The following is a 20,444-nucleotide window of genomic DNA, read 5'->3' as shown; positions in this document are numbered from 1 at the left end:
ACCAGCCATCGGTCTCACCAGCCCTCCCCGCGCGCCGCACCCAAAACCGAACCGCCCGCAGAGCACCCCCCGCGGACCTCAGAGCTGCCCACAGCGGCCTTAGAGCCCCCTTCAGCGGGCCTTAGACTCAACCACATCCAAACTAAGGAGCCGCATTTCGGTCTTGCGCACCTTGCCCGTGACGGTCATCGGGAAGCCGTCGACGATGTGGACGTAGCGCGGAATCTTGTAGTGCGCGAGGCGGCCTTCGCAGAAGGCGCGCAGCCGCTGCGCGGTCAGCGGTTCGGCGTTCGGGCGCATCACGATCCAGGCCATCAGCTCCTCGCCGTACTTCTCGTCCGGCACGCCGATCACCTGCACGTCGGCCACGTCCGGGTGGCTGTAGAGGAACTCCTCGATCTCGCGCGGGTAGATGTTCTCGCCGCCGCGGATCACCATGTCCTTGATCCGGCCGACGATGTTCACGTAGCCCTCGGCGTCCATGGTCGCCAGGTCGCCGGTGCGCATCCAGCGCGCCGCGTCGATCGCCTCGGCGGTCTTGTCAGGCTCCTGCCAGTAGCCGAGCATCACCGAGTACCCGCGCGTGCACAGCTCGCCGGGTTCGCCGTGCCGCAGCACCCGGCCGGTGTCGGGGTCGATGATCTTGACCTCGAGGTGCGGCATGACGCGGCCGACGGTCTCGGTGCGCCGCGCCAGGCTGTCGTCGCGCCGGGTCATCGTCGAGACGGGGGAGGTCTCCGTCATCCCGTAGCAGATCGCGACCTCGCTCATGTGCATCTCGTCCGCGACCCGCTTCATGATCTCGATCGGGCACGGCGAGCCGGCCATGATCCCGGTGCGCAGGGTGGAGAGGTCGAACTCGGCGAAGCGCGGATGGCCGAGTTCCGCGATGAACATGGTCGGCACGCCGTAGAGCGAGGTGCAGCGCTCGGCCTGGACCGCGTCGAGCGTGGCCTCGGGGTCGAAGCCGGGCGCGGGCAGCACGATGCAGGCTCCGTGCGAGGTCGCGCCGAGGCAGCCCATCACCATGCCGAAGCAGTGGTAGAGCGGCACCGGCAGGCAGACGCGGTCGGCCTCGGTGTAGCCGACGCCCTCGCCGACGAAGAACCCGTTGTTCAGGATGTTGTGATGCGAGAGCGTCGCGCCCTTGGGGAATCCGGTGGTGCCGGAGGTGTACTGGATGTTGATCGGATCATCGAACGCGAGCGTCGCCTCACGCTCGTGCAACTCCGCCGGATCGACCTCCTGCCCGGCCGCGAGCAGACCGTCCCAGCCCGCCTCGCCGATGAACACCGTCTGCTCGAATCCGAGCTCGGCGATCATCGCCCGGTAGTCGCTGGTCTTGAAGGAGGCCGCGCTGATCAGCAGGCTCAGACCGGACTGGCGCACGACGAAGTCCAGCTCGTGCGTCCGGTACGCCGGGTTGATGTTGACCAGGATCGCGCCGATCCGGGCGGTGGCGTACTGGGTGAGCACCCATTCGGCGCAGTTGGGCGCCCAGATGCCGACCCGGTCGCCCTTCCGGATCCGCCGGGCCAGCAGGCCGCGGGCGAGCTCGTCGACCGCCGCGTCGAACTCGGCGTAGGTCCAGCGCCGTCCGGCGGCCACGTCCACGAGCGCCTCGCGCGCCGGGTGGCGCTCGGCGGTGTGCCGGAGGTTCTCGCCGATCGTCTCGCCGAGCAGCGGCACGGAGCCGGTCCCGGACGCGTAGGAGAAGACGGCGCCGTTGCCGCCGGAGGTATCCATACACGAAGCATCGGGCACCGGCCGCCCGAACGCCACCCCCTGGATACGCGTGCCGGACCCGGCCGCCGGGCGCGAAACCCCGGGCGCGCTTAGCGTGGAGGCTGCGGGCTACAGCGGGCACCGGGCCCGCGGTCCGACGGCTGTGGAGGAGGGCGCATGAGCGGGCAGGTGTACCGGGTGACCGAGGTGGTCGGCTCCTCAGCGGAGGGGGTCGACGCCGCGGTCCGCACGGCGGTCGCGCGGGCCGGCGAGACGCTGCACAACCTCGACTGGTTCGAGGTGACGGAGGTCCGCGGCCGGATCGAGGACGGCCGGATCGCGGAGTACCAGGTCGGGGTGAAGGTCGGCTTCCGGCTGGACGACTCCGAGTAGGGCCGTCTGGGGACTGAGGCCGTCCGATCGGGACTGAGGCGGTCGTCTGGGACTGAGGCTGTCTGGGACTGAGGCGGTCCGGGACTGAGGCGGTCCGGGACTGAGGCGGTCCGGGACTAAGGCGGTCCGGGACTGAGGCTGTCCGGGACTAAGTCAGTCCGAATCGCCCGGGCCGTCCGACCGTCCGGGCCATCCGGACCTTCCGGGCAGTCGACCCGCCCGGGCGGTCCGCGGGTTCGGTCAGACCAGCAGCTTCTCGAACTCCGCGCCGCTCACCGGTTCGGAGTAGAGGTATCCCTGCACGAGGTCGCAGCCGAGCTCGGTCAGCCGCGTGCGCTGCTCGGGCGTCTCGACGCCCTCCGCGATGGCGCGCAGGCCGAGGGCGTGCGCGAGCGTGATCACGGCGACGACGATCGCGTCGTCGCCGCGGTGGCGGCCGAGTCCGTCGACGAACACGCGGTCGATCTTCAGCGCGTCCACCGGGATGTCGCGCAGGTGGATCAGCGAGGAGTAGCCGGTGCCGTAGTCGTCCAGCGCGATCTGGAATCCGGCGGCGGACAGCGCGGTGAGCGCCGAGCGCGCCGAGCCGGACGCCTCGTGCACGGCGGTCTCGGTGACCTCGAGGCAGATCTGCCGCGGCGCGACGCCGTGCCGCTCGACCGCCTCGGTGATCTCGTTCACCAGGCCGCGGTGGTGCGAGAGTTGCCGGTTGGAGAGGTTGACCGCCATCGTCAGCTCGGGAGCCCCGGCAGGCTGTATGGCGTTCCAGGCGGCGAGCTGCCGGCAGGCCTCGTCCAGCACCCACCGGCCGATCGGCTGGATGAGGTGCGTCTCCTCGGCGATCTCGATGAACTCGGACGGCGGCAGCGGGCCGCGCTCCGGGTGCCGCCAGCGGAGCAGCGCCTCGGCGCCGACGGTGCGCCCGTCTGACATGTCGACGACCGGCTGGTAGACGAGGCTGAACTCGCCGCCCTCGACGGCCTCGCGCAGCCGGTGCTCCATGTCGATCCGGCGCATGGCCCGCTCGTGCACGGCGGCCTCGAAGAACCCGTACCCGCCCGAGGCGCCGCCGGACGCCTTGACCTGGTACATCGCCGCGTCGGACTCGCGCAGCAGTGCGTCCGCGGTGGCGCCCTCGTCGTCGGCGAGGGCGATGCCGATACTCGTGCGCACGTGGATCGGGGTGCCCTCGCACTCGAACGGCCGCACCAGGCAGCGGCAGATCCGGTCGGCGAGCGCGGCCGCCTCGGCGCGCCCCTGAACGTCCTCGCACAGGATCACGAACTCGTCCCCGCCGAAGCGCGCCACCAGGTCGCCGCGGCGCACGGTCTCGCGCAGCCGCTCGCCGACCGCGACCAGCAGTTCGTCCCCGGCGGCGTGCCCGAGGCTGTCGTTGACCAGCTTGAACCGGTCCAGGTCGAGGAACAGCACGGCGGGCCGGCCTGGCCGGGATCCGGCCAGCTCGATCGCCTGCTCGATCCGGCTGACCAGCAGCGTGCGGTTGGCCAGGCCGGTCAGCGGATCGCGCACGGCCCGCTCGGCGAGCGCCTCCTCCATCCGCCGGCGCTCGGTGAGGTCCCGGCTGACCGCGAGCACGCTCCGCGCGTCGCCGTCCTCGCCGATCTCGGGCACGAAGCGGGTGTGCAGGTAGCGCTGCCGGCCCGCTATCACGACGCTGAACTCGCGCTCGGCCGGCTCGGCAGTGCGCAGCACGTGCCGCAGCGCCTGCTGCCACTCCTGCACGAAGTCCTCGGGCTCGCCGAGGTCCCGGCTGGTGCGGCCGAGCATCTCCTGCGAGGTCTTGCCGATCATCTCCTGCGCGGCCGGGTTCGCGTACAGGACGCGCAGCTCCCGGTCGTAGCGGGTCATCGGGTCCGGGCTGGTGTCGATCAGCGTCCGCAGCTCCGCGCCGATCCGGTCCAGCTCGTTGGTCCGCGCGATCAGCTCCCGCTCGGCGATCTTGCGCGAGGTGATGTCGCGGCTTATCCCGAACGTGCCGATGATCCGGCCGTCGAAGTCGCGCAGCGGCTGCTTGCTGGCGCTCAGCGTCTCCTCGGCGTCCGTGTGCGGACGCAGGTGCGGCTCCTCGATGTCGTTGAGCGCCTGGCCGGTGCGCATGATCTCGCGCTCGGCCTCGCACGCGGCGGTGGCGTGCTCCGGGGTGAAGTAGTCCCAGGCGGATTTGCCGACCATGTCCGTCGGGTCGATCGCGCCGGTGAACTCCGCCGCGCTCCGGCTGACCTTCAGGAACCGGGAGTCGCGGTCCTTGAAGTAGATCATGTCGGCGCACGCGGAGAGCAGGTTGTGCAGGCAGATCCGATCGAGTTCGGCCGCGTCGATCGGCCGGTCGGCGCCCTCCGCGCCCGGCGGCGCGCCCTGCGCGTCGTCCGCGTGCCCGGCGGACTCCCGCCCGTCCGTGTTCGCCATCGGCGTGGCCTACTCTCTCGCGTCCGGGTGGTGCACGGTGTGGGCCGCGCCGATGATCCGCTCAGCGGCTCCGGAAAGCAGACCCATGCTAGCCGAACGCGCTCGTGGGAGCGCTGATCCCGGCGACGTGCCCGTCCGGACGGATCAACACCGCCTCCGCGAGATCCCAGCCGGCGCGCAGCGCCCACTCGGGACCGCGCACCGACAGCGCCGCGATGTCCGCCACCGTCCGGCTGGGATCCGCGTCGTCCGTTCCGGCCGTGGAGGCGGTGGTGTCCGTGGAGGCGGCGACGTCCGCCGAGCCGACGCCGTCCGCCGAGCCGACGCCGTACGTCGAGCCGACGCCGTACGTCGAGGTGGCGACGTCCGTCGAGCCGACGGCGGACCCGTCGCCCAGCCGCAGCCGCACGAACCGCCCCGCCCCCACCTCGCGGAGCAGGTCGTAGAGCCGGGCCTCGCCGTCGGCCGTCGCCAGCACCAGGTCCGGCACCCGGGCGCCGACCCGCGGATCTCCGTCCGTCAGCTCCGGCGCCGGAGCCGACGCCGGCGCCGACGCCGCAGTCTCCGCGGCCTCCTCCGACGCCGCAGTCTTCGCAGCCTCCTCCGATGCCGCGGCATCTGCCTCTGCAGTTCCCGCCGACGCTTCGGCATCTGCCTCCGCAGTCCCCGCCGATGCCACCGCATCCGCCGCCGGGTAGCGGACGTCGAGCCCGGACAGCCGCAGCGCGTACTGCCGGTTCACCTCCGGGTGCTCGTGCAGCAGCGCGTCGAACCGGGCACGCAGGGCGGCCCCGTCCGCGCCCGTCGCCGCGACCAGCGCCATCTGCGCCCGCACGTCCTCCAGCACCCGCTCGCCGACCGGCCGCCGCTCCGCCTCGTACCCGTCGAGCAGCGTGTCGGGGACGGGCGCGCCGGCCCGCTCGGCCCGCACCGCGGCGGTCAGCCGCCAGGCGAGGTTGTGGGCGTCCTGTATCCCCAGGTTCATGCCCTGCCCGCCCATCGGGAAGTGCACGTGGGCCGCGTCCCCGGCCAGCAGGACCCTGCCGTCGCGGTAGCGGTGCGCCTGCTTCGCGGAGTTGCCGAGCGTGGAGACCCTCTCGGGTTCCCGCATGCCGTAGTCCGTGCCGGTGATCCGGATCAGCGACGCGCGCACCATCTCCGCGGTCCACGGCGTGTCGACCTCGTGCATGACGGCGTGGTCGATCGTGGAGACCACGAACCGGCCGTCCGGCAGCGGGATCGCGAAGAACTGGCCCTGCTCCCGGGTCTGCATGTACTGATCCGGCGGCGGCGGGTCGGCGAGCTCCACCAGCGCGGAGGGACCGGTTATCGTGTCCGGGTTCCCGCTGAAGCCGATCCCCGCGGCCTGCCGCACCGAACTGCGCGCCCCGTCGCAGCCCACGACGTAGCGTGCGGTCAGCGTCCGCTCGCCGCCCTCGTCCCGGACCTGCACGGCGACCCGGTCCGGATACTGCGTCAGCCCCACGGCCCGCCGCCCGCGCAGCACGGACCCGCCGTGCGCGTTCAGGTGCGCTTCGAGCAGCTCCTCGGTGCGCGCCTGAGGCTGGATCAGCACGAAGGGAAAGGCCGTGGGCAGCACGGCGAAATCCAGCCGCCGCGAGCCCATCGCGAAGTGCCAGCTCGGCAGGCGGCGCCCGGCGTCCACCAGTTGCCGCGCCACGCCGCGCGAGTCGAGGATCTCCAGCGTGCGCGGATGGATGACGAACCCGCGCGACCAGGCCACCCGGCTCTCCCGGGCCTCGAGCACGACGGCGTCCACCCCCGCCGCGCGCAGCTCCGCCGCCAGCCAGCAGCCGACCGGCCCCGCCCCGACGACCACCACCTCGGCATCGAGCCCCGAGGCCCCGCGCTCCGGCTCCGCGGCCGAGATCCGTCCTGGCGGCAACGCTATCCGCTCCTTCAGTGGCCGGGCTGAGTGTACGGGCAATGATAGCGGCCGCGGCCCTCACCAGGCGATGGTCTGGATCAAAGGGTTGCTCTCCGGGGCAGCGGCGTCTCTGCAGGTAGCAGATAAGGACTCTGATGGTCGCGGATCGACTGCGGTCGACTACGCGCAGTGCGACAATCGCGCGCAGGATCTCAGCCGCTCCGTGCGTCGGTCGCGCAGCGCGCCAGCCGCCATGTGCGCCAGCCGCCCAGTGCGTCAGCCGCCATGTGCGCCAGCCGCCCAGTGCGTCAGCCGCCATGTGCGCCAGCCGCCCAGTGCGTCAGCCGGACAGCGCGTCAGTAGGGCGTTGCGTCAGTCGGGCAGGATCGGGCGCAGCAGGATGCAGTCGCCGCAGACCGCGCCCTTGCGGCCGGGCGCCGCCTGGTAGATCAGGCAGCAGCTGCGGCGCTGGAAGCGTCCTTCACCCGTGATGTGCCACGCGTCGGCGAGCAGCGGCTGCGCCAGCCAGCGATCAAGTTCCCCGCGTGCTCGCCGCGCCAGTCCCGGCTCAGCGCTGACGAGCGCCGTGTGCGACCCGGTCAGCGCTGAGGCGATGTTGCCGCGCAGCACCCGCTGCGAGAGTCCGAACACGCTCGCCACCTGGCACAGTTCGAGCGCCGACGGCGGAATGAGCGATGCGCCGTCCCCCGAACTACCGGCCGCCTCCGGGATCGAGAGGGCGAACGTGCTGCCGAGGGCCGGCTGCCAGTACAGTTCGCGCAGGCTGACGGGCCCGATCGCCCGTCCCATGACCGCGAGCGCGAACAGCGGCGAGAGCGTGCGCGCCGCCAGACCCAGGTGCATGACGGACGCCGCCACCCGCACCGGAACCGACGCCTCCGGCACCCGGCCCGCGGACGCGAGATAGCCGCGTACCGCCGCGACTCGGGCCGCCGACACGTCCGGCGTGTCCAGCAGTTCGGCCATCGACCGCCACGGCGCGCCCGGATCGGAGCCCGCCGGGTGCCGGTCGGCGGCGAAGTACGGGCCCAAGCCGGCCAGGCGGTTCGACACGCGGCCCATCGTATCCAGCCGGTCACGCGCGCAGGCGCCGTGCCGCACCCCCCCGCAGGTCAGCCGAGCATGCCGAGGACGGCGGCGAGGGCTTCGGGGCGCTCCTCGATCGGGATCGGGGCGACGTGGTGGAACGCGCAGCCGAGCGCAGTCGCGCCTCCGTCCGCCCGCGGATTGTCGCCGACCATCACCGTCTCCGGGCCGGACTTGCCGAGGGCGTCCAGCGCCACGCGGAAGAGCGCCGGATCGGGCTTCTGCACGCCGTGCTCGTAGGAGAGCACGAAGACGTCGATGAGCCGGTCGAACCCGAATCGTTCGAAGATCGGCCGCATGTCCCAGCCGATGTTGCTCACCACCGCCACCGGCACCCCGCGCTCGCGCAGCTCCTTCAGCGTCGCCTCCGCGTCCGGGTAGGGCCGCCACGCGTCCGGCTCCATGTGCCGGTCGTACAGGATTCGCGCCAGTGCCGGGTCCGGGAGGTCCGAAGCGTGCGTCAGCCCCTCGTACGCCGAGCGGTGGCTCTCCGCGTCCAGATCCCGCCGGTCCCATTGCACCTGCTGCTCCGCCGTCAGCCGCCGCGGCTCCGGGCCGCCCGGCATCGCCCCGTTCTCCAGCAGCCGCTCCGCCAGCGCGTCACGCTCCGCGGCCGGGAGTTCGAGCCCCATGCGGGCGAGGCCGGCGTCCAGCCACGGCCCGGTGGACTCGCTGCGGAACAGGGTCTGCGAGAAGTCGAACATCACTCCGGTGATCACGCGGGCCATCCTCGCACTCTTCGCGGTCGGTCTTCGTGCTCGTTAGAGTATTGCGATGACTGCGATGACCGCGGCGGCCGAGGGCAGCGATCCGGACGACGCCACGCTCCTCGCCGCACTCGACCTCGTGCAGGCCGAAGCCTGGCACGCACTAGCCGGACTCGCAGAGTCCTTCCGCCTCCAACCGCACCTGGACGACGACTGCGTCTGGTCGGGCGGCTATCCGCAGTACGGCGCTCGGGTCGATGCCGCGTGCCGCCGATTGAGTGAGGTCGGCGCGGTGACGCCGCTCTACCCGTGGATGCGCGCCGAACGTCCGTCGCTCGGCGCCGACGGGCAGTTGAGCCCGGCCGACGCCGTGCGTCTTGCGACCACGATCATTCGAGGTGAGCGATTCGGGGACGGAATGATCGCGAGCGCTCTGGACGAAGGAATCCTGCAGGCAGTGATCGCTTCGCTCGCGTCCTGGTACGACGATCGGCACGAAGCGCAGCAACGCTGACGTGCTCCGCTCCTTTTCGCCGCCCGCGTGGTCGACGGAGCGCGTCAGACGGCGCGGCCGCCGGCCAGCAGCGCGTGGTAGCGGAGCCTGAGCCGGCCATCCGGTCCGGCGTATTCGCGCGCCAGATCGTCGTACGCCGCTTTGACCCGCTTGAGCGTGTCCGGGTCCTGCCTGCTGATCGTCTGGCCGATCAGTCCGACCCCGGCCGCCGCGCCGCCCCACCACTCCTCCGGGTCGGCGAGGTGGTCCCAGCTGATCGGCTCGCAGGTCACGTCCGTGAGCCCGGCCGCCGCGAACAGTTCGGCGAAGCCCTCGCGCGTGCGCGGGAACTCCTCGAGCGGGTCGAGGCGCGGCAGGCCGGCGGGCCGGTGAGCTCCCGCCGCCTCGACGGCCCGATCGAGCAGTTCGTGGCCGGCGCCGGCCGGGCTGCACCAGATCGTCGCCGCGACGCGGCCGCCCGGCCGGGTCACGCGGCGCATCGCGGCCACGGCGTCTGCCGGACGCCCGACGTGGTTGACCACGAAGTTCGCCACCACGGCGTCGAATCCGGCCGCCGCGAACGGCAGGTCGGGGAGCACCGCCTGCCGGATGTCCGCCGCCGGCGCGTTGCGCCGCGCCAGCTCGATCATGCTGTCTTCCGCATCCACCGCCGTGACCGCGGCACCGCGAGCGCACGCCGCGGCCGCGACCGTGCCGATCCCGGTGCCCACGTCGAGCAGCCGGACGCCCGGTCCTGCGCCGACCACGTCCAGCAGTGCGGGCGCGGTGTGCGCGCAGAGTTTCGCGAAGCTGTCCCGGAAGGCCTCGGCCCGCCCCGCCCAGATCCGCCGTTCCGCCGCGTCAAAGTCGACCACGTCCACCATCCACCGACTCCCATCCCGTGCGTTTTCCGCCCTCGTCGCCGTCGCTGCCCTCGTCGTCGTCGCAGCCGCTGTCGCTGTCGTCGCCCTCGGGGCCGCCCTCGTCCCTGTCGCTCGCGCGAGCGCAACCCGGCTTTCGGACCCTATCGGTCACCGCAGGCCGGGCGCACGTACACCGGGTAAGTGATAGCGGTTCGACCCGGCGGTTACCCTGGGTCCGTGTATACGCCAGCGTTCTTTGCCGCGTCGCCGGAGACGGTCGACGAGCTGCTGTCCGGCCTGCGCGCCGCGGACCTCGTGACGACCACCGAGGACGGTCTCGCCGCCACGTTCCTGCCGCTGCTGTTCGACCCCGACCACGGCGGCGAGCACGGCGCGCTGCTCGGTCACGTCGCACGGGCCAACGACCACTGGCGCCGCCCCGCGATCGGCGAGGCGCTCGTCATCGTGCACGGCGTCGACGGCTACGTGACCCCGTCCTGGTACGCCTCGAAGGCCGAGCACGGCCGTGTCGTGCCGACGTGGAACTACGTCACCGCGCACATCTACGGTGAGCTGATCGTGCACGACGACATCGCATGGGTCGAAGACGTCGTTCGCCGCCTCACGGACCGGCACGAGGCGGGCCGCGAGCACCCCTGGTCCGCCGACGACGCGCCCGCCGACTACTTCGCCGGCCAACTGCGCGCCATCGTCGGCGTCGAGGTGCGCATCACGCGCATCGAGGCCAAGGCGAAGCTCAGCCAAAACCGTCCCGCAGCGGACATCGAAGGCGTGATCGCCGGTGCCGCGCGCGACGGCGCGCGGGCGCACGCCGACGCAGTGGAGGCGGCGCGGCCCGAGGGCAAGCGTTAGGGATGGTGCCTACGCCGGGTTACGGCGGCCTAGAACGAGCCGCCGTAGCTCGCGGTCGCCCCGGACGAGGCGACCGTGGCGGAGACGGCGTATGTGTCGGCGGACGCGGACCAGCCGCGGTTGTTGTGGCTGAACTGCGCGGCGAACGAGATGCTGCTGCCCGAGCCGACCTGCTGACCCGAGTTCAGCGAGAACGTATAAGTGATCGAACCGTCGTTGTTCTGAGTCGTGGTCTCGCTGAACTGCCCGCCCGCACCGGAGTTCCAGGCGCTGGCCGCGCGCAGGCCCGGGGCGCTGGCGACATTGATCGTGATCGTCAGTGCGCTGAGAGTCTGGTTGACCGTAGTGGAGACGTTCAGCTCGGTCCAGGAGCTGTTGCCGCCGGTCACGCCCGTGGCAACGGACAGCGCGTCGGGCGCCGAAGCGCTCGTCGTCGCAGCTGCCGCGGCCGCGGTCGCTGCGGCCGACGTGGCGGTGGTGGCCGACGCCGACGCGCTGGCGGTGCGGGTCGGCGAGGGCGACGGGCTGGGGGAGCGGCTCGGGCTCGCCGAAGCCGAAGCGGATGCGCTGCCACTCGCAACGGCGCTGTTCGTCACCGATCCGGGCACCGCCGAGGCGATCGTGCCGGTGGCCGCCAGCGAGAGCGGCGACTGGTTCGAGGTCTTGGCGCTGGTACCGCCGGAGGCGGCCAGGGCGATCACCGCGATCACCGCGAGTGCTCCCACCCCGACCACCGCGCTGAGCACCATCGGCCGCCGGAACCGCGTGGCGGAATCCTCGTCCGCCGAGCCCTCCTCGGCGAGGTCGGCGATGCGCGGGATGAGGACCGTCGGCGCGTCCTGCGGAGGTATCAGGGTTATGCGCTCGGCGAGCAGCGCCCGGATCCGTCCGCTGTCCGCCCGTACGACCCCGTCGGCCGCCGCCGGCTTACGCGCGGCACCACGGGCCCGCCCCTCCACGAGGCGTGCGACGATCTCGCGCATCGCCTCCTCGGCGGGCGGCGCATCGTCGCGGGTCAGCTCGTCCCACACCCGCCACGCCTCGGCGAACGCGTCCGCCGTGACCTCCTCGGCCACGGCCCGGTCGCCGCACAGGCGGTACGCCAGCGTGCACACTTCGCGGTGATACTCGGCGAAGTACGCCCCGAAATCCGGGCGCGCCCTTTCCGCGCCGGCGTCGAGCCCCACACTCTCCATGGCGAAGCACCCTAGCAATACAGAGCTTCACCCGACGACAGATACCATCCCTCGTCTATCCCCGACCAGTCGCCCGCACCTTACGCGAGCTGCCGCAACAACCGTCGGCACACATAAACGCGCTGGAATTCGGCCCTGGCCTTCGTCTCATGTTCGCGAGGCGCCGCCGCGAAGATCAGAATCGGCCGGTAGGGAGCACGGAATTCGGTCATCCGCGCCGTGTTCTCCGCGCCCAATCCCGAGTACACGTGCAGGAAGCTCTCCGCCTCGACGAATCCTCGCGCCGCGTACCACTCCAACGCCGCCCGGTCCTCCCTGGTCCACGCGTCGAGAATACGGGCCGGCGTGTGTTCGAGCCGTGCGATGCCTTCCCAGAGAAGCCGCGTAGCGATCGCAAGCCGCCGATACTCCGGGTGCACACACAGCGTCTCGATCGTGGCCAGGTCACCTCGGACGGCTATATCCAGAATTCCAACGATATGACCGTCATCGACGGCAACCAGGTCGATGACCTCGTCGGCCTCGACCGTCGGCTTAACCGGCTCGACCGCGTCGTAGTAGGAGGTGTCGAGGAACGCGACTGCCCGGCAACGGACCCATTCATTCTCGTCAGCGGCCTCATACGCGCGGATCTCCGGCGGCGCCAGGTAGGCCTTCGCATCCGCGAGCCCTCGCTCGTTCTCGGCCGGATCGGCGATCCCGGTCCTGTCGTCGGCCGCGATCCGGTACGCGAAGTAATAGGCCTGACTCGCCCACCGCCAGCCGAGCATCGCGGGCAGCGCTCGATCCACCTCCGCCCCGCTCAAGGCCCCCGCATCGATGTACGCCTCGATCAACGGCCGTGCACGATCGAGGTTGCCCGCGTACATCACGGCGGATGCGAGATCGAACACACGCGGCCCCACGGTGTACGCGCCCCAATCAATCAAGCCGACCTCCCCCGAGGCGGGGTCGCGAAGAAATGCCTCAGCCGCCGGATCGCCGTGCAGGGGACCCCAAGTCAGCGTTTCGGGATCCAGTGCTTCGACCGCCGCGTGCGCCGAAGCGATCGCGGGCCGGATCCACGGACGCACGCCCAGGTAAAGGCGTGAAGGGTCGTGCCGCGGTTCGATGTCCGGCTTCCCCGGGGAGCTCCCGAGCGCGAGATGCGCGCGTGCCAGAGTATTGCCGATCAGCCGCATACCCTCGGTCGTGTTCTGCTCGACGGCGTCTCCGTCGACCCACGACAGCAACGCGAGCGCCGTCCCGTCGTACTCGACGGTCAGCGCGCCGTCACTCGCGGGAACCGGAGCTCCGGCCGGAATCCCGGCCTCAGTAAGCCGGCTGGCCGCGGCAAGCCCCGCCGCGAAGCGCCGACCGTACCGCTCGGCCGAGACAGCCTTCGCGAGCCGGCGCTCACCACCATGCCGTACGACCCACGTCAAGGAGCTCATCCCGCCCTCATGCGCGGTGATCTCGGCCTCAGGCAGGCCCCAGTGCTCGTCGAGCAGCCGCGAGAGCGAGCGAGCGGAGAACGATTCCAATCCAGACATGCGTGATCTCCCCGGTAACCGCTTATCCGTCGTCGGGCTGAATGTTCCACCAGTCGATGTCGTCGATCCAGTGCTTTACCCAGACGACGAAGCCTGATCGGCCGATAGTGGTGCGAGCCGACAGAGTCCGCGCGAATGCCTGGTGTCGGAGTGGTGATCTAGGGTGTCCTGCACGGATATCTTGAGGCTGGACGAGGGCGGGACGGCGTGGAAGCGAACGAGATGGCACTACTCGATCAGGCGCGGGCGGCATGGGATGCCGAGCAGTGGGATGTGGCTGCGGCGCGCTACGAGGAGCTGCTTGCGCTGTGCCCGGACGAGCCGGAGAGCGGCGAATGGTGGTTCGACGCGGCGCTCGCGTTCAAGTTCCAGCGCAACTGGGCGAAGGCCTTCGAGCTCGGCCGTGAGGCTGCCGCGCGGTCCGAGCCCGGCAAGGGGGATCCGGCGTTCTGGAACCTCGCGATCGCCGCGACGATCCAGGGTGACTGGACGGTCGCGCGTCAGGCGTGGACCGACTACGGGATCACTCTTCCGGCCGGCGACGGCGAGATCGAGGGCGACTTCGGCACCGCATGTGTGCGCCTGGTCGGCCCGCGGCCCGAGGTCGTGTGGGTTCGGCGCATCTGCCCCACTCGCGCCCGCGTCCTGTCGATTCCGTTCACCGACCGGCGGTTCGGCGAGATCGTCGTGCACGATGGCGCGCCCAACGGCGAGCGAGTCGTGGACGGCCAGCGGTATCCCGTCTTCGACGAACTGCTGCTCTGGAAGCCGTCCGACAAGGCGACGTTTCAGGTGAGCGTGTCGTGCGGCAAGGCGGCCGATCTCGAAGCGCTGAGCGATGTGGCGGAGGCCGCGGGGCTCGCGGTCGAGTCGATGTCGAGTATGGTCCTGCACCGCCGCAGCGAGAGCGAGGGAAGGGTTGAGATGGTCCCCGACGCCGCGTCGGCTGGCGATCACGGCCTGCTGCTGGCCGCCCCTGACGCACCGGCCGCGCAGGGTGTTCTCGATCGCTGGGCGGCCGACGGCGCGGGCCGTACGTGGCGTGATCTGCGCGAGAAGCTTGGCAGCCTCGACCCCGGCGACCTGCCGGGCGCCGAGAGCGCTTCTGACGACGGACCCGGACACGCCCACGGCCACGGCCACCAGGGAGTCGAGCCGCACCCGGAGTGGCCGTTCGAAGGCGGCACGTTCCCGTCGAACCTCGGCGTGGTCGCCCATCGCACGCTGCTGACGGGAGCGGAGCCGCCGAGTCGCGTCACGCACGACCACGACGGTTGGTGGCAGGCGCTCGACGCCGTGAGCCCGATCGAACCCGAGTACGCCGCTGTCGCCTGCATGATGTGCCTTATCGAACTGCACCCCGAACTCGCCGCGCTCGCCGACCTGCCGCCGGGCTGGGTGGCGGAGCGCGAAAAGCCAGGTGCGCCGTGGACGCGGAGTGAGTTCGAGCAGGAAGAGGAGGACGCGTAGAAGCGGCTCAGGCGTCTGTGCCGGCGGCGACCCGGCGCTCCAGCTCCTTGAAGCTCGTGCCGTGGGAGACGAATTCGCAGCTCCACTAGCCGTTAGGCCTCCGTTCACCGACCCGCCCCGATCGGATTCATCCGACCGGGGCGGGTCTCGCATCTCCCCAAGGTTCGCTGGCGTTCCCTCACCATTCAGCCGAATCAAGGCTGTGCGTCATACGCCGTCCCTAGGTTCCTGAGAGCCGGCTTAAGCCGCGCTCAGAGAGGGACTCATGGAGACGATCGCGGTGCGGGGCCGCGGGATCACCAAGATCTTTGGTGATGTCGTGGCACTCGACCATATCGATGTGAACGTGGCGCAGGGTCAGATACACGGGTTGGTGGGGCCGAACGGGGCGGGGAAGACCACGCTGCTCGGCCTGCTGCTCGGGCTTGCCGTCGCCGACGAGGGGACGCTGGAGATTCTCGGCACCCCGGTCGGCCGCGCCCTGTCCGCTCCGTACGGTGTATCCGGGTTCGTCGACGGACCAGGCCTCTACCCGACCCTCACCGCGCGGCAGAACCTGGCGGCGCTCGCTGCGTTGCGGCACCGGGACGCGCGCGGCGCGGGCATCGACGAGGCGCTGGCCGAGGTCGGGCTGACCGAGGTCGCCGACGACAAGGTCCGCGGCTTCTCGCTCGGCATGCGGCAGCGGCTCGGCCTGGCCGCCGCGCTGCTGACCAAGCCGCGGCTGCTGGTGCTCGACGAGCCGGCGAACGGCCTCGACCCGGCTGGTAAGAAGCACGTGCACGGCGTCCTCAACCGGCTCGCCGCGGGCGGCGCCACCGTCATCCTCTCCAGCCACCGGATGGACGACCTCGAGGCGCTGTGCAGTGAGGTCACCATCCTCTCGACCGGCCGCGTCGTCTTCTCCGGCCCGCTGAACAAGCTCTCCGACGAGAGCCGCGTGCTCGACTACCGGCTGCGCACCTCGGACACCCCCGCCGCCCGCGCTGTCGCGTCGGAGACGCCCGGAGTCGCCGTGGTGGACGACTCCGACGCCGTCGCACGCGGCGACGAGGAGATCATCGTGGTCCGCGCGCAGGTCGCGGCCCTCGACGACCTCGTGGCCCGCGTCGTACGCGCCGGCATCGCAGTACGCGAACTGGCTCCGCTCGTCTCGCCGCTGGAAGCCGCGTTCCTCGCCCTCACCGAGCAGGAAGACGCCGGCCCGGCGCAGGAGCCCGCCCACGCCGGGCAGGAGACCGCCCTCACGGAACTGGAAGCGGCCGGCCCCGAGCAGGAGGCCGCCCACGCCGGGCAGGATCCCGCCCTCACGGAACTGGAAGAGGCCGGCCCCGAGCGGGAACCCGCCGTCGCCCAGCAGGAACCCGCCCTCGCCGAGCAGGAAGCGGCTGGCCCCGAGCAAGAGCCCGCCGTCGCCCAGCAGGAGACCGCCCTCGCGGAACAGGAAGCGGCCGGCCCGGCGCAGGAGCCCGCCGTCGCCCAGCAGGAACCCGTCCTCACCGAGCAGGAAGAGGCCGCGCGATGACCGCGACCGTCGCCGAGACCCCGACGTCCCCGGATGCGCCCGAGGCCGCGCGGCCGGTGCCGGTCGGCCGCGTGCTCCGCTTCGAGCTGGTCAAGCAGTTCTCGCCCTGGCGGATACGGCTGCTGATCATCCTGTGCCTCATCGGCCCCGGCATTCTGATCTTCGGGATCAAGCAGCAGGCCACGCTGCCCTCCGACACCCTGTTCGGCCGCTGGATGCACGAGACCGCGTGGGCCGGCTCGCTGGTCACGCTCGGCGCGGCCGGAACCTGGGCGCTGCCGCTGATCACGTCCCTCGTCGCCGGCGACGTCTTCGCCTCCGAGGACCGGCTCGGCACCTGGCGGCATCTGCTCGTCGCCGTCCGCTCGCCGCGGCGGATCTTCGCGGCCAAGGCGGTGGCCAGCCTCACCGCGATCCTGCTGCTGGTCACCGGCCTGTTCGTCTCCAGCGTGGTCGGCGGGCTGCTCGCCGTCGGCGACAAGCCCCTGATCGGCGTCGACGGCCACTCGCTCGCCCCCGGCGACGCGGCCGTCAGGGTGCTGATGGCCTGGGTCTGCGCGCTCGCCCCCACCCTCGCGCTCGCCGCGATCGGCCTGCTCGGTTCCGTCGCGATGGGCCGCTCGCCGATGGGCCTGCTGCTGCCGATGATCGCCGGATTCGGCATGCAGGTGGCGCAGATGCTGCCGTTGCCCGTCGTGGTGCGACTCGCGCTGCCGGGCTACGCCTTCATCTCCTGGATCGGCCTGTTCGACGAGCCCCAGCAACTCGGCCCGCTGCTGATCGGCATCGCCGTCAGCCTCGTCTGGGCGGTCGTCGCGACCGCGTTGGCCTACACGCTGTTCGTCCGGCGCGACTTCACGAACCTCACCAACGACGGCACCGGCCGCAGGGCCCTGACGCTGGGCGTGCTGCCGATGGCCGGCGTGTTCCTGGCGACGATCGGCGTACTCGCCGCCGCGACCGGCGCCTCCGGCTCCGGCATCGACCAGAGCAAGATCCAGCAGTCGGTGGCCACCGCCTTCGCCCACCTCTACCGGCTGCAGGAGCAGGAGCTGAACCGGCCGCCGGTCACCGAGGCGCAGCTGGCGGCCTCCGCCTCCTGCGTCAAGAGCGAGGGGCTCACGGCGCAGGAGGGGCCCGGCAACGACTGGCGCTGCACCGTCTCCTGGCACGTCCCCGGCGTCTCGCTGACCGGCCAGGCCGTCTACCAGCTCGACGTCAACGCGAACGGGCGGTTCATCGCCGACGGCGACGGACCGCAGGAAGTGAACGGCTACTTCCTGGTGCACACCTCCGACGGGGATGTGCCGAACCCGCTGTGGCAGTTCGACGGAAACATCGATCTGCTTCCTACTCACTGAAGGAAACCTCGATGCAAGTAACGCGCCGCAAACTGCCGAACGGGTCGGCCTTCGTCCGCCCGGCCGGTCTGGGTCGCAGCCGCATGGTCAAGGTGAGCGCCGTCGCTGCCGCGCTCGTCCTGACCGGTGCCGGCGTCGGCTCGGCGTCCACACTGCAGTTCGGCACCCAGCAGGTCGGCCAGCAGACCAACAAGGGCGAAGTACTCTCGAGCGATCAGTACATCAACCCGATCGGCACCCGCCTGGTCATCAACCAAGGCAAGATCATGGGCGCGGTCGTCAGCCCGGACGGCACGCACGTCGCCGCCACCGTGGCCGACGGCGGCGAGGCCATGGTCATCATCGACCTGAGGACGTACCAGGTCGTGCAGGTCATCGGCGATTCCAGCAGCGCCGACCTGAAGATCAGCGGCAACGACGTCGGCCAGACCTCGCCGACCTACTCGCCCGACGGCAAGTCGCTGTGGATGAGCCGCGCGAACGGCTACACCAAGTTCACCGTCAACGCCGACGGCACGCTCGCGAACCCCGTCGACGTCACCATCCCGGCCAGCGGCTCGGAGCAGGCCCTGTCCGGCAAGGCCGTCTTCTCCGCCGACGGCTCGACCGTGTACGCGGCCGTCAACGGCCAGAACAAGGTCGTCGCCATCGACACGGCCACCGACGCCGTCACGCAGACCTGGAACACCGGCGTCGCCCCGCGCGGCATGGTCCTGGTCGGCGGAAAGCTCTACGTGAGCAACGAGGGCGGCCGCACCGCCACGTCCAGCGACACGACGATGAACTCGTACGGCACCGAGGTCGTGGCGAACGGCCAGACCGGCTCGTCCACCACCGGCACCGTCAGCGTCATCGACACGACGAACGCGTCCGCGGCCGTCGGCAGCATCTCCGTCGGCCTGCACCCGACCGCCGTCTACGCCTCCGGCAACACGGTCTTCGTGGCCAACACCAACAGCGACACCGTCTCGGTCATCGACGCCAGGAAGAACCGCGTCGTCCAGACGATCTCGACCCAGCCGTGGCCCGAGGCCTCGATCGGCTACGAGCCCACCGCGATCTCGCTCACCTCCGACGGGCACCTGCTGGTGACCCTCGGCCGGGCCAACGCCGTGGCCGTCTACCGCTTCTCCAACCAGCCGCAGCAGCCGGCCAGCTACGTCGGCCTGCTGCCGACCGACTACTTCCCGGCCGAGGTCGCGACCGTCGGCAACCAGATCGTCGTCGCCAACACGCGCGGCATCGACGCCCTGCGCAACCCCCCGGAGTACACGGTCGGTCACAACACGCACGACACCACGAGCAGCCTGACCCGCTTCACGCTGCCGAGCGACCAGCAGATCCGGCAGTACACGGAGAAGGTCTTCCAGTACAACGGCTGGACCCGCAACTCCGTGAAGTACGCCTCGGACTACAGCGACCAGAAGGCCGTGCCGGTCCCGACCGAGATCGGCGCCCCCTCGACGATCAAGCACGTGTTCCTGATCGTCAAGGAGAACCGCACCTACGACCAGGTCTTCGGCGACATGGCGCAGGGCAACGGCGACTCCGCGCTGACCCAGTACGGCGAGGCCGTCACGCCGAACCAGCACGCGCTGGCCGAGCAGTTCGGCCTCTACGACAACTTCTACGACACCGGCACGAACTCCGCCGAGGGCCACAACTGGCTGATGCAGGCGGACGACCCGGAGTACACCGAGTCCAGCGCGGGCGAGTACACCCGCAGCTACGACACGGAGAACGACGTCCTGGGCCACCAGTCCTCCGGCTTCATCTGGACCGGCGCCGAGGCCGCCGCCAAGACCGTCAAGGACTACGGCGAGTTCGACTCCATCGAGAACAAGCCGGCCGACGGCACCTGGCAGAACTACTACTGCGAGACCGGCGCCGTGAACGCGGGCGCCGCGAGCCAGTACCCGATCACCGAGGGCTCGGCGATCCCGTCGCTCAACGCGGTGACCGACCCGGCGTTCCCGCAGTTCGACAACGCGGTGCCGGACACCTGGAAGGCCGCGATCTGGAAGCAGGACTTCGAGAAGAGCGGCCCGGCCGCCCTCAACATGTTCTGGCTCTCCAACGACCACACCGGCGGCACCGCCAGCCCCGCCGCCGCCGTCGCGGACAACGACCTCGCGGTCGGCCAGATCGTGGACACGATCTCGCACAGCAAGTACTGGAAGGACTCGGCGATCTTCGTCGTCGAGGACGACTCGCAGGCCGGCCTCGACCACGTCGACGGCCACCGCGCCCCGGTCGAGGTCATCAGCCCGTACGCCAACCACGGCGTGGTCGACGACCACTACTACTCGCAGATCACGATGATCCGCACCATCGAGCAGATCCTCGGCATCCACCCGATGAACCAGCTCGACGCCGCGGCCACCCCGATGTACTCGGCCTTCACCTCCACGCCGAACTACACCCCGTTCACCGCCGTCCCGAACCAGACCTCGCTCACCCTCGGCGTCTCGCCGACCCCGAGCTGCGGCGCCAACGTCCCGGCCGGCCAGACCGCGGCCACCGTAGCCAAGGCCAACGCCGCCGCCACCACCGTCCCCGCCGCCGAGCAGTCCGTCGCCGCGCAGTGGAAGGCGTGGGCGGCCCAGCAGCACCTGACCGGCAAGAACGCCGTGCCGGACTACGCGAACCCGGAGCAGATGAACCGGTACACCTACTACCAGACCACCGACTGGACCAAGCCGTACCCGGGCGACAAGCAGATCTACGCCCCCAACGACGTCCCGGGCGCATACCTCCCGTCCGCTGACACCAACTGATCGATCGAAAGTTGAGTGAGGTGCCCGGCCGGTGAACCCGGCCGGGCACCTTCTGTTGGTGGGTGGTGAGGGGGAGTTGGTTCGGCTGGAGTTGCGGGTCGCAGCTT

At 71.0% G+C, this 20,444-nt stretch carries 14 protein-coding genes and 1 pseudogene; 7 read left to right on the top strand and 8 right to left on the bottom strand.

The window, feature by feature from the left end; genetic code table 11:
• Nucleotides 1–111: 111 nt before the first annotated feature.
• A complete protein-coding gene (locus tag KDK95_RS24430; protein ID WP_212520613.1) occupies nucleotides 112–1,746 on the bottom strand; it encodes an AMP-binding protein in 1,635 nt (544 codons plus the stop codon).
• 156 nt (nucleotides 1,747–1,902) lie between these two features.
• Here KDK95_RS24430 and KDK95_RS24425 point away from each other — a divergent pair, with 156 nt between their 5' ends.
• Complete coding sequence (locus KDK95_RS24425) at nucleotides 1,903–2,118, top strand: dodecin (protein ID WP_212520612.1); 216 nt, start codon at nucleotides 1,903–1,905, stop codon at nucleotides 2,116–2,118.
• Nucleotides 2,119–2,358: 240 nt separating this feature from the next.
• Here KDK95_RS24425 and KDK95_RS24420 read toward each other — a convergent pair whose 3' ends face one another.
• The 4 genes from KDK95_RS24420 to KDK95_RS24405 form a co-directional block, all read right to left on the bottom strand.
• Entirely contained in the window at nucleotides 2,359–4,545 is a 2,187-nt protein-coding gene (locus tag KDK95_RS24420; protein ID WP_212520611.1) for a sensor domain-containing protein, read from the bottom strand.
• An 88-nt stretch (nucleotides 4,546–4,633) separates the two neighbouring features.
• Nucleotides 4,634–6,451: an FAD-dependent monooxygenase gene (locus KDK95_RS24415; RefSeq protein ID WP_212520610.1), complete on the bottom strand. Its 1,818-nt coding sequence runs from the start codon at nucleotides 6,449–6,451 to the stop codon at nucleotides 4,634–4,636.
• Nucleotides 6,452–6,805: 354 nt separating this feature from the next.
• On the bottom strand, nucleotides 6,806–7,507 hold the full coding sequence (locus tag KDK95_RS37865) for a (2Fe-2S)-binding protein (protein ID WP_212520609.1): 702 nt from the start codon (nucleotides 7,505–7,507) through the stop codon (nucleotides 6,806–6,808).
• A gap of 59 nt (nucleotides 7,508–7,566) precedes the next feature.
• Nucleotides 7,567–8,268 carry an HAD family hydrolase gene (locus tag KDK95_RS24405; protein ID WP_372463381.1) on the bottom strand — a complete coding sequence of 234 codons (702 nt, stop codon included), beginning with the start codon at nucleotides 8,266–8,268 and terminating at the stop codon, nucleotides 7,567–7,569.
• Nucleotides 8,269–8,314: 46 nt separating this feature from the next.
• Here KDK95_RS24405 and KDK95_RS24400 point away from each other — a divergent pair, with 46 nt between their 5' ends.
• Complete coding sequence (locus KDK95_RS24400) at nucleotides 8,315–8,761, top strand: DUF6508 domain-containing protein (protein WP_212520607.1); 447 nt, start codon at nucleotides 8,315–8,317, stop codon at nucleotides 8,759–8,761.
• Between the two features lie 44 nt (nucleotides 8,762–8,805).
• Here the strand turns inward: KDK95_RS24400 and KDK95_RS24395 are convergent, their stop codons facing one another.
• The gene (locus KDK95_RS24395; RefSeq protein ID WP_372463382.1) at nucleotides 8,806–9,615 is read right to left on the bottom strand and encodes a class I SAM-dependent methyltransferase; all 810 of its coding nucleotides are present in this window, start codon (nucleotides 9,613–9,615) and stop codon (nucleotides 8,806–8,808) included.
• 225 nt (nucleotides 9,616–9,840) lie between these two features.
• Between KDK95_RS24395 and KDK95_RS24390 the strand changes: the two genes are divergently transcribed.
• On the top strand, nucleotides 9,841–10,476 hold the full coding sequence (locus KDK95_RS24390) for an FMN-binding negative transcriptional regulator (RefSeq protein WP_212520605.1): 636 nt from the start codon (nucleotides 9,841–9,843) through the stop codon (nucleotides 10,474–10,476).
• Nucleotides 10,477–10,505: 29 nt separating this feature from the next.
• On the opposite strand, the gene KDK95_RS24385 is transcribed toward KDK95_RS24390, so the two are convergent.
• Together KDK95_RS24385 and KDK95_RS24380 are read right to left on the bottom strand one after the other, a co-directional pair.
• Nucleotides 10,506–11,672, bottom strand: a complete 1,167-nt coding sequence (locus tag KDK95_RS24385) for an RNA polymerase sigma factor (RefSeq protein WP_212520604.1) — start codon at nucleotides 11,670–11,672, stop codon at nucleotides 10,506–10,508.
• Between the two features lie 80 nt (nucleotides 11,673–11,752).
• Complete coding sequence (locus tag KDK95_RS24380) at nucleotides 11,753–13,204, bottom strand: GNAT family N-acetyltransferase (RefSeq protein WP_212520603.1); 1,452 nt, start codon at nucleotides 13,202–13,204, stop codon at nucleotides 11,753–11,755.
• Nucleotides 13,205–13,411: 207 nt separating this feature from the next.
• Here KDK95_RS24380 and KDK95_RS24375 point away from each other — a divergent pair, with 207 nt between their 5' ends.
• The 4 genes and pseudogenes from KDK95_RS24375 to KDK95_RS24360 all read left to right on the top strand — a co-directional run bounded on the left by KDK95_RS24375 (nucleotide 13,412) and on the right by KDK95_RS24360 (nucleotide 20,337).
• Nucleotides 13,412–14,674 (top strand): tetratricopeptide repeat protein, encoded by a 1,263-nt coding sequence (locus KDK95_RS24375; RefSeq protein ID WP_212520602.1) that lies wholly within the window; start codon nucleotides 13,412–13,414, stop codon nucleotides 14,672–14,674.
• 265 nt (nucleotides 14,675–14,939) lie between these two features.
• Nucleotides 14,940–15,875: pseudogene (locus KDK95_RS24370) on the top strand (ABC transporter ATP-binding protein); the annotation flags it as partial.
• Between the two features lie 320 nt (nucleotides 15,876–16,195).
• Nucleotides 16,196–17,560: an ABC-2 transporter permease family protein gene (locus tag KDK95_RS24365; protein WP_212520601.1), complete on the top strand. Its 1,365-nt coding sequence runs from the start codon at nucleotides 16,196–16,198 to the stop codon at nucleotides 17,558–17,560.
• Nucleotides 17,561–17,571: 11 nt separating this feature from the next.
• Complete coding sequence (locus KDK95_RS24360; protein WP_212520600.1) at nucleotides 17,572–20,337, top strand: bifunctional YncE family protein/alkaline phosphatase family protein; 2,766 nt, start codon at nucleotides 17,572–17,574, stop codon at nucleotides 20,335–20,337.
• Nucleotides 20,338–20,444 lie beyond the last annotated feature (107 nt).

This window comes from Actinospica acidithermotolerans, from assembly GCF_018139625.1.
GTDB classification, from domain to species: domain Bacteria; phylum Actinomycetota; class Actinomycetes; order Streptomycetales; family Catenulisporaceae; genus Actinospica; species Actinospica acidithermotolerans.
The sequence above is the reverse complement of the archived record's forward strand: the minus strand, read 5'-3'. Positions and strand labels throughout refer to the sequence as shown.